The organism is Rhizobium sp. RU36D (assembly GCF_900176345.1).
Classification (GTDB): domain Bacteria; phylum Pseudomonadota; class Alphaproteobacteria; order Rhizobiales; family Rhizobiaceae; genus Allorhizobium.
This window is the reverse complement of record NZ_FWXU01000037.1, coordinates 21,027-33,175: the sequence shown is the minus strand read 5'-3', so window position 1 is coordinate 33,175 and position 12,149 is coordinate 21,027. Positions and strand designations below refer to the sequence as shown.

Annotated in this window: 11 protein-coding genes; 7 read left to right on the top strand and 4 right to left on the bottom strand. The window is 63.3% G+C overall.

Going from position 1 to position 12,149, the window contains the following annotated elements; translation table 11 throughout:
• Positions 1 to 267 precede the first annotated feature (267 nt).
• A complete protein-coding gene (locus B9A97_RS27385; RefSeq protein ID WP_084369010.1) occupies positions 268 to 1,353 on the bottom strand; it encodes a quinone-dependent dihydroorotate dehydrogenase in 1,086 nt (361 codons plus the stop codon).
• On the bottom strand, positions 1,350 to 1,715 hold the full coding sequence (locus B9A97_RS27380; protein WP_084369009.1) for a DUF952 domain-containing protein: 366 nt from the start codon (positions 1,713 to 1,715) through the stop codon (positions 1,350 to 1,352). Before B9A97_RS27380 ends, B9A97_RS27385 begins: the two co-directional genes overlap by 4 nt.
• A 117-nt stretch (positions 1,716 to 1,832) precedes the next feature.
• Here B9A97_RS27380 and B9A97_RS27375 point away from each other — a divergent pair, with 117 nt between their 5' ends.
• The 5 genes from B9A97_RS27375 to B9A97_RS27355 all read left to right on the top strand — a co-directional run bounded on the left by B9A97_RS27375 (position 1,833) and on the right by B9A97_RS27355 (position 5,161).
• Complete coding sequence (locus B9A97_RS27375; protein ID WP_084369008.1) at positions 1,833 to 2,243, top strand: hypothetical protein; 411 nt, start codon at positions 1,833 to 1,835, stop codon at positions 2,241 to 2,243.
• Positions 2,244 to 2,387: 144 nt separating this feature from the next.
• A complete protein-coding gene (locus B9A97_RS27370; RefSeq protein ID WP_084369007.1) occupies positions 2,388 to 3,035 on the top strand; it encodes a response regulator in 648 nt (215 codons plus the stop codon).
• 232 nt (positions 3,036 to 3,267) lie between these two features.
• Entirely contained in the window at positions 3,268 to 3,933 is a 666-nt protein-coding gene (locus B9A97_RS27365; RefSeq protein WP_084369006.1) for a S24 family peptidase, read from the top strand.
• Positions 3,934 to 4,119: 186 nt separating this feature from the next.
• Positions 4,120 to 4,665 (top strand): thermonuclease family protein, encoded by a 546-nt coding sequence (locus B9A97_RS27360; RefSeq protein ID WP_143530744.1) that lies wholly within the window; start codon positions 4,120 to 4,122, stop codon positions 4,663 to 4,665.
• An 82-nt stretch (positions 4,666 to 4,747) separates the two neighbouring features.
• Entirely contained in the window at positions 4,748 to 5,161 is a 414-nt protein-coding gene (locus B9A97_RS27355) for a tellurite resistance TerB family protein (RefSeq protein WP_084369013.1), read from the top strand.
• Between the two features lie 24 nt (positions 5,162 to 5,185).
• On the opposite strand, the gene B9A97_RS27350 is transcribed toward B9A97_RS27355, so the two are convergent.
• Positions 5,186 to 6,070 (bottom strand): transporter substrate-binding domain-containing protein, encoded by an 885-nt coding sequence (locus B9A97_RS27350; RefSeq protein WP_084369004.1) that lies wholly within the window; start codon positions 6,068 to 6,070, stop codon positions 5,186 to 5,188.
• Between the two features lie 60 nt (positions 6,071 to 6,130).
• Here B9A97_RS27350 and B9A97_RS27345 point away from each other — a divergent pair, with 60 nt between their 5' ends.
• A complete protein-coding gene (locus B9A97_RS27345; protein ID WP_084369003.1) occupies positions 6,131 to 8,188 on the top strand; it encodes a glycosyltransferase family 2 protein in 2,058 nt (685 codons plus the stop codon).
• 46 nt (positions 8,189 to 8,234) lie between these two features.
• Positions 8,235 to 10,430 (top strand): glycoside hydrolase domain-containing protein, encoded by a 2,196-nt coding sequence (locus B9A97_RS27340; protein WP_084369002.1) that lies wholly within the window; start codon positions 8,235 to 8,237, stop codon positions 10,428 to 10,430.
• A 17-nt stretch (positions 10,431 to 10,447) separates the two neighbouring features.
• Here the strand turns inward: B9A97_RS27340 and B9A97_RS27335 are convergent, their stop codons facing one another.
• Complete coding sequence (locus B9A97_RS27335; protein ID WP_084369001.1) at positions 10,448 to 12,115, bottom strand: acyltransferase; 1,668 nt, start codon at positions 12,113 to 12,115, stop codon at positions 10,448 to 10,450.
• Between the last annotated feature and the right edge of the window lie 34 nt (positions 12,116 to 12,149).

Here is a 12,149-nt window from a genome sequence, read left to right as displayed (position 1 = left end):
ACTGGCCATCCCGTCGAACAGACATCAAATCCCCTCAAATCGCTGCAAACCAACTGAATCACATCAGCCGAATTTTGCAACAGTCCCTCAAGGGGAGAGATCGGCCGGAGCAGCCGCAGTGTGCCATCTACGATCAGACGCACCGGGGTTTGACAGAAGCAAGGCGTCGCCCCGAGTCGATCTCCCCCCTTGAGGGGGAGATGCCTGGCAAGGTAGAGGGGGGTTCACCAGCATGACCTTGGAACAGATCTGAAGCCAGTCAGCCGGTCAGATCGCTTGGGCCAGCCAGTGGTCCAGCCGCGAATCCCTAACATCCCGGATCGATGTCGCCTTTTCGCGGTCGAGCAGCGGGCCGAGGTCGCGGAGGATGCGGGCGGGAAGCCCCGGGCCTTCATAGACCATGCATGAATAGAGCTGCACCAGGTCGGCCCCGGCCCGCACCTTCTCCAGCAGTGTCTCAGCCGAGGAGACCCCGCCGACGCCGATGATCGGCATGGCGGGGCCGACGCGTTTGCGCATGCGGGCAAGGACTGCTGTCGAGCGGGCAAATAGAGGCCGCCCGGAAAGGCCGCCGGCTTGGTCTGCCTGGCTGCGGTCGCTCAGGCCATCGCGTGACAGGGTGGTGTTGGAGACGATCAGGCCGTCCAAATCATGCGCTAGCGCTTCAGCGGCGATGTCATCCAGCCCCTCCTCCGTCAGGTCGGGCGAGATCTTCAGGAAGACCGGGCGGCGGGGCGCCGATTTCGCGAGATCGTCGCGTGCGGCCAGAACAGCGGACAACAGGGCGGCCAGACTTTCGCGCGCCTGGAGATCGCGCAGGCCCGGCGTGTTGGGCGAGGAAATGTTGACCGTGAAATAGCTGGTCAGCGCATGGAAGCGGCGGATGCCCAGGACGTAATCTGCGATGCGATCGGCGCTATCCTTATTGGCGCCGATATTGACCCCGACGATGCCGCGAGATTGGCGCGCGGAAAGCCGGGCGAAGGCGGCATCATGGCCTTCATTGTTAAAGCCGAGCCGGTTGATGACGGCATTGTCGGCGGTGAGCCGGAATATGCGCGGGCGCGGGTTGCCGGACTGCGGCAGCGGCGTGACGGTGCCGATTTCGGTGAAGCCGAAGCCGAGCTTCAGCAGTGCATCCGGCACCTCGGCATTCTTGTCATAGCCGGCGGCCATGCCGAGCGGATTGGCGAAGGTTAGGCCCGCCACCTCCACCTTCAGACTGGGATCGGCGGCAAGACGGCAGGCGGGCAGGAGCCCGGACTTCAACGCCGCAATCGACAGGCCATGGGCGGTTTCCGGATCGAAGAGAAAGAGGCCACGGCGGGCGAGGCTGTCGAGCGGGCCGGTCATTGGCCATCCTCCGGGCGGGCGACCTCGTCGGGAAAGACATGCGCGCCGTCGGCGCCGCGCGGCAGCGGCTTTACCCAGAGCACGGCGTCGAGCGGCAGGTCGCCATAAAGATGCGGGAAAAGGGCGCCGCCGCGCGAGGCCTCGAAGCGCAGCGCGGTCCCAAGGGCGGCGGCATCCACCGCGACCAGAACCAGATTGTCGACGCCCGCGAAATACAGCCGTGCGGTCTCCACTGCCTGGGCGGCGGTGGACAAATGGATATAGCCATCCGCAAGATCGATGCCGGCACCGCGAAAGACGCCATCTTCCCGCGCCTTCTGCCATAATTTCTCATCCAGGATCTTGTAGACTGTGCTGACCATCGGCCGGCTCCTTCTCGTGAACAGCAGCGATGCGGCGGCTTTGCCGCAAATGGCGGCTTTTGTCCACGGATGAAAGTCCTAAAGCGCCCGGACCGGCCCATTGTTTTGGAGGACAGGATGAGACTGACCAAACTGATGCCAATCGCACTGACCGCCCTCTTGCTGGGACTTCAGGGCGCTGCCGCCCAGGAGACCGGCCGCTACCAGATGGAGCGCAACGGCGACGACTTCGTGCGGCTCGACACCCAGACAGGCGAGATGAGCCTGTGCCGGGAAAAGGAGGGAACGCTGACCTGTCGCATGGGCGCGGACGAGCGAAGCGCCTTCGAGGATGAGTTGCAGCGGCTGGAGAAGCGAATTGCGGCGCTCGAAGCGACGACGGCAAGCGGGATATCAAAGGCGCCGACGGACGAAGAGATCGACCGCTCGATCGGCATCATGGAACGCTTCATGCGCAGCTTCTTCGGCATGGTGCAGGAATTTGAAGGCAAACAGTCGTCGGAAGAGCCTGTGCCGAACCGATCCTAGCGAAAAGAACCCTCGAAACCCTCCTGATCTGAGTCCTGGCCTTGGACTATTGTATATATGTGCAACGGCGGATAAATTGAAAACGCCGCTGAGCGCGACGGCACGACATGACCTCGGGAGGGGGCCCTTGGGAGGGGGCGAGACATGACGGCACACACAATCATCATCGCAGACGACCATCCCCTGTTTCGCGGGGCGCTGCGCCAGGCCGTGGGTGGCATGGACGCGACGCTTGATATCATCGAGGCGGGGGATTTCGAGGCGGCCCGCCGGGCAGCCGCCAGCCATCCCGATGCGGACCTGATGCTGCTGGACCTTGCCATGCCGGGGGTCAGCGGCTTTTCCGGGCTGATGGCGCTGAGGGCGGAGTTTGCCAGCCTGCCGATTGCCATCATCTCGGCAACGGACGATTCCACCACGATCCGCCGGGCGCTCGAACTCGGTGCTTCCGGCTTCATTTCCAAATCTTCCGGCATTGATGAAATCCGGTCGGGCATACAGAGCGTGCTGGAAGGCGACATCTATGCGCCGGATGGTTATCAAGGCGGCGTGGAACAGGATCCCGATGTAGCAGACCTGATCAACCGGCTGAGAACACTGACGCCGCAGCAAAGCCGCGTGCTCGGCATGCTGGGCGAAGGCCTGCTCAACAAGCAGATCGCCTATGAACTCGGCGTCTCCGAGGCGACCATCAAGGCCCATGTGTCGGCCATCCTGCTGAAGCTCAATGTCGACAGCCGCACCCAGGCGGTGATCCAGCTCGGCAAGATCAACATGGCCATGGTGGCTTGAGGCAAGCCTGGACTGACCCCTCAAAAAGACAGGATTTTATTCCTTAATTGTGCTTTACTCGGCTGTGCTGCTTGGATAAGGTACGGATTGGGGCGGGCGGGCCATGCCTGCAAGGCGCGCTCCAGTGCCGCTGGCGCAGAGGGTTTCCTCCGATGCGACGGGTATAGGTTCAAGGTGTTGCGGCGTGTCCGTGCGTGGTTTCCACCGCGCTGCGCTGCGGGGACGGACGGTGATGCTGTCACACGAGACGATCTGGAGCGCAATCGACAAGCTGGCGGAGCGACACCAGCTGACGCCGTCTGGTCTTGCCCGCCGGGCGGGGCTCGATCCGACCTCGTTCAACAAATCCAAGCGGATCGGCCCTGACGGGCGGATGCGCTGGCCCTCGACCGAATCCATCGCCAAGGTGCTGGAGGCGACCGGGGCGACGATCGACCAGTTCATGGGCTTTATCCAGTCGGGGCCCAAGGGCATGCACATGCCGGATGGCGCGTTTCCGCCGCAATCCGGCTCCATCCCGCTGCTGGGTTTTGCTCAGGCGGGCTCCGGCGGCTTTTTCGACGATGGTGGATTTCCCGCCGGCCAGGGTTGGGATCTCGTGGAGTTTCCTGCCTCGCCCGAGCGCAAGGCCGGGGTCTATGCGCTTGAGGTGCAGGGCGAGAGCATGATGCCGCTCTATCGCGATGGCGATGTGCTGATCGTGGAGCCGGGCGCGCAGGTGCGCCGCGGGGACAGGGTGGTGGTGAAGACCCGGGACGGCGAGGTGATGGCCAAGGTGCTGACACGCCAGACCCCCAAGGGCATAGAACTGCTGTCGCTCAACCCCGAACATCCCAACCGCAATCTCGACATGGCACAGGTGGAATGGATCGCCCGGATCATCTGGGCCAGCCAGTAGGATAATTTCCCTATGCGGCTGCATATCCTTGTTTGCGGCCTTGCGGGGATCGCCTGCTGGAGCCTTGGTGTGCTAGCCGCCGGGGATCGCCTTCGTACTCTTGATGACGGCGAAGCCAGGGACGCCCCGGCGCCAGAGATGGCGGTATCGGCGGACCGAAAACCCGCGATGTTGGAGCGGAAACCCGTGCGCGCCATCAGCCCCGAGCTTTTCTCCGCTCCCTTTGCCGCCGGTGACGGCGGGCTGGAGCGCATCGACCCGCGCGAGGCGCTGACGCCCCTGGAAGAGAAAAGAGCGCCCTGGCTTCGCCTGGCCAGGCCGCAGACGATCGAAGCCGGCGTGATGGCGTTCGGGACGCGCCGATTGCGGCTTGCCGGCCTGACGCCCACCGGCGAAGACAAGACCTGTCCCACTGTTGATGGCGGGAGCTGGCCCTGCGGCCGGTTGGCGCGCACGCATCAGCGGCTCTTCATCCGCAACCGCTCCGTGGATTGCGACCTGCCCGGCGCCGACTGGGACGGCGAGGCGGTGGCGCGTTGCGAAGTGGCGGGCATCGACATGGCGACTTGGCTTGCCCAAAGCGGCTGGGCGGAGGCGGAGGCAGGGTCATCGCTCGAACCGCTGTCGGCGGAGGCAAGGACCCTCAGGCGCGGCCTGTTCGGCGACGATCCCCGCAACGGGGGTCCGGATACGGCTGCAGATTCCCCCGTCGCATCTGACGGCGCGCCTTGAAAAACGGCCGCGCAGTTCATACAGCAAGGGACAATGAAACAGTAGTGCAACAGTGATGACCCAAGAACGGACCAAGGACGCCATGAACGCCCCGATCACCCCCCATGACGCGCTGATCTTCACGATGGTGATGGCCTCGGCCGTCGACAGCCAGATGAACGAGAAGGAGTTGAAGCGCATCGGCCAGTTGCTCGATGTGCTGCCGGTCTTCGAGGGCTTCGACAAGGACGATCTGATCCCAGCCTCGCAGCGCTGCGCCGATCTGCTGGCCGGTCCCGAGGGGCTTGATATCACGCTGGAGATCATCCGCGACGCGCTGCCGCCGAGCCATTACGACACCGCCTATGCGCTGGCCGTCGAGATCACGGCCGTGGACCTCAATGTGCGGCCGGAGGAAATCCGCCTGCTGCAGCTGCTGCGCGACCGGCTGCAGCTGGACAAGCTGACCTGCGCCGCCATCGAGCGTAGCGCGATTGCGCGCTATCGCCGAGTCTGACGATCCTCGCGTCGGCGCTGCCGCTCAGAACAGGCCGTAGGGGAAATATCGCAGGTAGATTTCCTGCAGCCTGCCGTTTCGCGACAGCGCCGCAAGGGCGCTGTCGAGGGCCTCAGCAAGCGCCGAATCCTGCCGGCGCATCATGATGGTGAGGCCTTCGCCGAGAAATCGCTCGGACATATAGGGGCCGTCGAACAGGGCGCAGCAGTTTTCCGAGGCTGGGCTGTTGGCCCAGAAAGACAATTGCAGCGCATCGGCGAAGACGGCTTCCACCTCGCGCTTGCGCAGGCCCTCCAGCATCGCCGTGCGGCTGGAAAACGCCACGGCCCGGATCTGCGGGAAAAAGCTCTTGAGCATGGCCTCGTGCGCCGTGCCGCCGACCACGCCGACGGGGCGGCCGGACAGGGCATTGGCATCAGAACCATCGAAGCTCACGCCATTCAGCCGCACGAAGCGGGCCGGCAACAGCATATAGGGCCGCGAAAACAGAAACTCGCGGCGCAACTGGTCCGTGACGGCAATGCCGGCGATGACCGCCTCCCCCTGGCCGCTCGACAGCGCTGGCTGCAGATCGCCATAGGGCATGGCCTGGATCTGGCATTTCGCCTCGATCTGCAGCTCCGCGCAGATAGCGCGGACAAGGTCGATATGAAAGCCGGCAAGCCGGCCGGTCTGGTCGGTGAAGTTGAAGGGGGCGAAATCCGTCGTCGTCAGGAAGCGCAGCCGGATCAGCGCCGAAAGGTCAGGGCGCGGCAGGCGCTCGCGCGCATCGAACAGCACCGGCACCTCGCCGACACCGGCCGGCTGGGCGACAGCCGGGCCTGACACCAGCACCGATGCCAGCGACAACATGCCCGCGATGAGGTTCCGCCCCCATGAATCCAGGGATGAATAAATCTTGTTTCTCATTATACTGCCTGCCGGGGATCATCTGGGGCGTCATCTTCCTGGTGACGGTGTATCAGAGTCATGCAGGTCGGGAAACACGGCGCGCCGCCAAAGGCGGCGTCCGGGGCGGGTCTTAGTGCGCAGCGTAACAGATCCGGCGCCGGCCAAGCGGCGAGCGGCCCCCTGCCCGATGGCATAGGTACAGAAACCATCATCCTGCGCGAGTTGGGACTGGCCAAGCCACTGATCCGGGACATGGCCGAGCGGGCTCGCGCCCATGGCACCTCGGTGGAACAGGAATTGCTGGCCTCCGGCGCGGTGCAGGAGGATGCCTATTACGAGGCCATGGCGCGGCTGGTGGACCTGCCTTTTCTCGGCGAGATCGGACCGGAACGGATCATCGGCCAGTTCTGCCTCGATACGCAATTGCAGCGTCCGACGATGCTGCGCCTTTCCAACGGCAACGGCCCTCCGATAACCGTGATCTGCCCGGAGGCCGAGCGGCTGCCGCAGCTGACGGAGCGCCTGGAGCACCTGCCCAGCCTGCGGGACGCGCTGGCCATCGCTTCGCCCACGGCAATCCGCCGGGCAAGCTGGGCAGCGGGAGCGGACCGGCGCGTGCGACACGGCGTGCGGGCGCTGTTCGAGGACCGCCCGGCGCAATCCGCCCGGATCGTGATGTCCGGCGGCCAAGGCTTTCATATCGGCCTATTCTGCGGTCTGCTGATCGGCGCCGTGCTGATGGCGCCGCTGATGACCGCGCTTGCGCTGCATGTGGTGCTGTCGCTGTTCTTCCTCGCCTGCACCCTGCTTCGGCTGATGGCGGCGCTGCATCCGCGCGCCAGACCGATACGGCGGGACCTAACGGCGGTGGAAAGCCGGCTTCCGGTCTATACCGTGCTGGTGGCGCTCTATCGGGAGGCCGGCGTGGTGCCGCAACTGATGACCGCGCTCAACCGGCTCAACTGGCCACTCAGCCTCCTCGATATCAAGCTGGTCTGCGAGGCCGACGACCCCGAGACCATCGCCGCGATCGAACGGCAACAGCCCGGGCCGCATATCGAGATCGTGCGCGTTCCGCCGATGCATCCGCGCACCAAACCCAAGGCGCTGAACTATGCGATGGCCGGCGCCCGCGGCACCTATCTCGCGGTCTATGACGCCGAGGACCGACCCCATCCAGACCAGTTGCTGGAGGCGCATCAGCGGTTTTCCAGGGCGGGGCCGGAGCTTGCCTGCCTGCAGGCCCCGCTCGTGATCGCGAATGGCGGCAGCTCCTGGATCTCGGCCGTCTTTGCGCTTGAGTATGCCGGACTGTTTCGGCGGCTCCTGCCGGCGCTGGCACGATTTCATCTGCCACTGCCGCTTGGGGGAACATCAAACCACTTCCGCGTCTCGGTTCTGAACGCAGTCGGCGGATGGGACCCTTATAATGTGACCGAGGATGCCGATCTGGGGCTGCGCCTCTATCGGCAGGGGTATCGCACCGGTGTTTTGAGCCGACAGACCTTGGAGGATGCCCCGACCGAGATGAAAATTTGGATCGGCCAGCGGACGCGCTGGCTGAAGGGGTGGTTCCAGACCTGGCTGGTGGTGATGCGCGATCCGGCCATGGCATTGCGGCAGATGGGCCCCGGCGGCTTCGTCGCGTTCCAGCTGCTGATCGGCGGCATGCTGATGTCGGCGCTCTGCCATCCCCTGCTCTTTGTGTTCGTGACATCGGCGGTGATCGCGATGGCTGAGCGGCCTGATGATACGGTGCCGCTCAGCCAGATCGTGCTGCTCGGCATCGATATTGCCAATATCCTTGGCAGCTACGCGGCCTTCTTCATCCTCGGCGCCACGGCCATGATTGGCCATGAGCGCGCCTTGATCGGCCGGCGCTGGTGCGCCATTCCGCTCTATTGGCTGATGATTTCCTGGGCCGGCTGGCGAGCGCTGTTAGAGCTGAGGTTCCGCCCCTTCTTCTGGCAGAAGACACCACATATGCCGCGCGAGACGGAGGGCGAGGCGGACAAGCCGATGGATGATGCCTCCTCAAGAACAGGTGTAAATGGCGCACAACAATCCCGATTGAACGGCAAATCATTTTTGAACAGACCGCTAAGATACCTTGTGGAACTGCTGCAATCCCGTTGATATCGAAGAGTGGAAATTTTGAGGGCCATTTTTGTTTTTGCAAAGCATGGCATGGCTGAATATTCCAAAGTCTATCACGATTGGGAATCCTATGAAAATTCGACTGAATAGACGGCTTGTTCTCAGCCTTGCGGCAGTCTTGGTAGTTTCCGTCCTGGTAATTTTAAGCCTTTTTATAAATACGCGCACATCCGAAATAGTAACGTTTGTCGATCCCTTTATCGGAACAGCTGGAGATCATGGTCAGCTGTCTCCCGCAGCAACCTTGCCATACGGAATGGTCAAGCTTGGGCCAGATACGGCGACCGATGAGGCCGATGCCAAAGCACCGAAGCCCCATTCCGGGTATGATTTTGAAAGCAACAGCCTGATCGGCTTTTCACATACCCGCAGCCAAGGCGTGGGGTGCGAGGGCTCGGGTGGCGTGCTTCTTGTACGGCCAAGTTACGTGAATGATGCGCAACCGACCATGGACAAGTCCGCGGAGAAGGCGAGCCCTGGCTATTACAGCGTTTCCTATGGCTCCCCATCCATTCTGGCGGAACTGACTGCGACGGCGGAGGCAGGCGTTCATCGCTATACGTTCACCAAGACTGGCAGAGTGCAGATCCTGTTCGACTTCGGGCATGCCCATTCCAAACCGCGGCCATCGGGCATCACCGCCGCCAAAGGCGACTATATCGACGGGTTCAGCAGCGCGACGACGGTTTGCGACTTCGGGGCATACAAGGTGCATGCCAGCGCCGTGTTGTCGCGTGCGCCGGTCAGCTGGACAACGAATGACGCCAAGGCTGTGGCCGTTTTCGATATGAATGCTGGGGAGCAACTGGTCGTCAGCGTCGGCTTGTCCAGCATCGGGCAGATGGAAGCACGCGCCCACGCCGCTTTGCAGAGCCGCCAGTCGTTCGAATCCCTGGTCAAGCTGGCTGCCGCCGCATGGGAAAGGGAGCTCGGGCGCGTGCAGGTTGAAGGCGATCCCAAACGCAAGCGCAGGCTCTACACAGCGCTCTACCATGCGATGCAGATGCCATATTTTGTCGCCCGCAAGGGACGTTCCTATCGTGGCTCGGATGGAAATCTGCAAGTCGCATCCGTCGGTGACCAATATTTCGGTTGGTCGCTGTGGGATACGTTCAGAACGCAGCAACCCTTGCTGAACCTTCTCGACCCCACGCGTTCCAGGGATATGACCCGGTCGCTCGCGGACCTCTATAGCCAAGGCAAGCAGCCCTGGGCGACCGCCAACGAGCCGGGACTGACGGTACGCACCGAATTTGCGCCGGTGGTTCTGCTCGATGGATTTAGAAAGGGTGCCTTGGATGTCGAAACGGCACGGCGAAGCCTGCCATATGCCGGCGCCGAAGCGTCAGCCTATGGCGAGGGCAAGATCTTCCAGTCCCTGGAAGCGGCCTATCAGCATTGGGCCGTCGCCGAACTCGCCTGCGATCTGGGGGATCAGGACCTGGCGATCCACCATTGGCGTCGCTCCGTCGAGTATCGCGACGTCTGGAACGCGAACTTCAAGTCCGTCGATCATGGCTCGGCGGACAAAGTGGATCTGCCCGGTCTTTATGAAGGTACGATCTGGCAGTATCGCTGGTTCGTCCCACACGATATCGAATGGATCCGGCAGGCCGTGGGTGGTGGGGACGCGCTGGTCAACCAGCTCGAGGAATTCTTCAACCAGGGCTACTTCAACATTGCCAACCAGCCTGACATCCAGGTTCCCTATCTCTTCGCCTATCTGGGCCGGCCCTGGCGGACGCAGGACATCACGTTCCGCTACGCCACGCAGGAGATGGACCATTGGTACGGAACCCACGAGAAGAGGCAAAAGCCTTGGCGCGGCATGGCTTTCCAGGATTCCCCGCGGGGTTTCGTTCCTGAAATGGACGACGATGCCGGCACAATGTCCAGCTGGTTTGCGCTGAGCGCACTCGGCATCTATCCCAGCCTCGTCGGCGAACCGCTCTATACGCTGACATCACCGATCTTCCCGCAATCGCGGCTGACCTTCGATAGCGGGAAGGTGTTTACGATAGAAGCCCGCGGCCTGAGCGATGCTGCGCATTTCATCCAGAAGGCAAGCTTGAATGGAAAGCCGCTGGAAAGGGCTTGGCTCACGCACGACGAGATCACCTCCGGCGGCGAGCTGGTGCTGGAAATGGGAGCCACACCCAATCAAAACTGGGGTCTGGAAAAGCCGAAATCTTCGTCCGTGACCGCACGCACCTGCTCGTGACCCGGCTTCGGGAAACCCTACAGTCCGAGACCGGCGGGGCGGGTGCGATGGACCCCTTGGGGAATAAAGGGGAAGCGATCGGCGAGGCCGAGGATATCGGCGGCCAGATGCAGGGTCGAGAGCCACATCTCCGTGCCCTGCAGGCTCGGCGCCTGCCCATCGGCGAAGCCGAAGCCCTGGCCGGGCTGCCAGCGGTCGACCGCACTGAGGATGACGCCTTCGGCCAGGGCCTCTGCCTCCGCACGGCGATGATCCGTCTGTTTCAAACAGAGCCAGAGCGGATGGATCGTGTCGAGAAGATTGCAGGCATTGTAGGTGGCGCCGGAAAAACCCTTGTAGTTGCGATGGTTCAACAGCACGGAGTCGATAGCCGCCTGCGGATAGGGCACCGGCACGCCAAACTGGGCATAGGTGCCGCGTGTCAGTCGATAGAAGCCGTTTACCGGCTGCAGCAAACCCTCTTCAGCGGTCGCCCTGCCCCACAGGCCCGTGGCACGGTCCGCCTTCATCGAGAGCCAGCCGAACAGGACTTCGCGTCCGCGACCACTCTGGAAATAGCGGGCGTTGAAATAAAGCGCCGTGCCGATGGCATCCACGCGATCGCCCGAGCGCCAGGCGCGCTTGGCCCAGGGAAGGCGGTCCAGCCAGTCGCAGAGATCAGGGGCCGCAAGCTCCACGCCCTTTATAGGATGCAACGGGTGCGAACCCAGAATCTCCAGCGCATAGCCAACGGCGAGCACATGATAGAGCGCGGTATAGTCTTCCCTGATGTCGCTGCCGGGCGCCGGCGGGCGATCCGGATCGGGAAAGAAGCCGGTTTGCGGATCCTGCAGGGCCTGCAACTCAGCCACTAGGGTTTCAGCCTCCTGGCCCGAAGGCCTATGGCCGAAACCGGCGCCGATCTCGATTGCATCGCAGAGATGCCGCGGGCTGGCGCGGGCCACGCCATCGGCCTCCCGCGAGACATAGCCCGCAGAGGTGCGATAGGCGGCCAAAACGTCCTGCCACTGCTCCGCAGCATCGTGGCCGACCCGGCTCAATGCCTCCTCGACCGCGCTGCGGCGGTTCTGGCGTGGTTTTCCGCTCTCGCCCCGGCGGCGCACGGGCTTGGCAGGCACGCCGGCAACGATGGTCATGTCGGGCACATCGCGGGTGACGACCGAGCCTGCAGCGACCACGGCCCCACGACCGATGGTGACGCCATCCAGCACCACGGAATTGGCGCCGATCCAGACATCATCGCCGATGGTAATGCCCAGCGTGACATGAGGCTGCCGGTAGATCGGCGTATCCGGATCATCGAAGCCGTGATTGAAGCCGACGATCGAGGACAGCGAGGCAATACGCACGCCATTGCCGCAGCGGACCTTGCCGGAGATGCAGGCATAGGAATTGACCGTGCAGTTATCTCCGAACTCGACCTCGCCGCGCACGAGCGCGTGGCCGGCAATCCACGACCTTTCGCCAAGCCGCAGGTGTGAGGTGAAGATCCGGGCGTCTGCCGCGACATAGGCGGACGGCGCAAATTCCGCTCCGGCAAGCCGGGCAAGCTTGGCCTTGAGCGTCCTCTGGGCCGGGCCATCGACATCCTGGGGCTCACGCTCCCATGGCAGGAACTGTAGCCGCGCGTGGCGCACCGCCTCGTCTTCGATCGCCCGTTCTTCCATCCGATCTTCGACGCTCATGCCCTGCTCTCCCAACCTCAGCCGAATCCGGTCC

What these genes read in the sequence shown, in the direction of transcription:
- B9A97_RS27385 (WP_084369010.1), bottom strand. Translation starts at nt 1,353, where the DNA reads ATGACCGGCCCGCTCGACAGCCTCGCCCGCCGTGGCCTCTTTCTCTTC.
- B9A97_RS27380 (WP_084369009.1), bottom strand. Translation starts at nt 1,715, where the DNA reads ATGGTCAGCACAGTCTACAAGATCCTGGATGAGAAATTATGGCAGAAG.
- B9A97_RS27375 (WP_084369008.1), top strand. Translation starts at nt 1,833, where the DNA reads ATGAGACTGACCAAACTGATGCCAATCGCACTGACCGCCCTCTTGCTG.
- B9A97_RS27370 (WP_084369007.1), top strand. Translation starts at nt 2,388, where the DNA reads ATGACGGCACACACAATCATCATCGCAGACGACCATCCCCTGTTTCGC.
- B9A97_RS27365 (WP_084369006.1), top strand. Translation starts at nt 3,268, where the DNA reads ATGCTGTCACACGAGACGATCTGGAGCGCAATCGACAAGCTGGCGGAG.
- B9A97_RS27355 (WP_084369013.1), top strand. Translation starts at nt 4,748, where the DNA reads ATGAACGCCCCGATCACCCCCCATGACGCGCTGATCTTCACGATGGTG.
- B9A97_RS27350 (WP_084369004.1), bottom strand. Translation starts at nt 6,070, where the DNA reads ATGAGAAACAAGATTTATTCATCCCTGGATTCATGGGGGCGGAACCTC.
- B9A97_RS27345 (WP_084369003.1), top strand. Translation starts at nt 6,131, where the DNA reads ATGCAGGTCGGGAAACACGGCGCGCCGCCAAAGGCGGCGTCCGGGGCG.
- B9A97_RS27340 (WP_084369002.1), top strand. Translation starts at nt 8,235, where the DNA reads ATGGCATGGCTGAATATTCCAAAGTCTATCACGATTGGGAATCCTATG.
- B9A97_RS27335 (WP_084369001.1), bottom strand. Translation starts at nt 12,115, where the DNA reads ATGAGCGTCGAAGATCGGATGGAAGAACGGGCGATCGAAGACGAGGCG.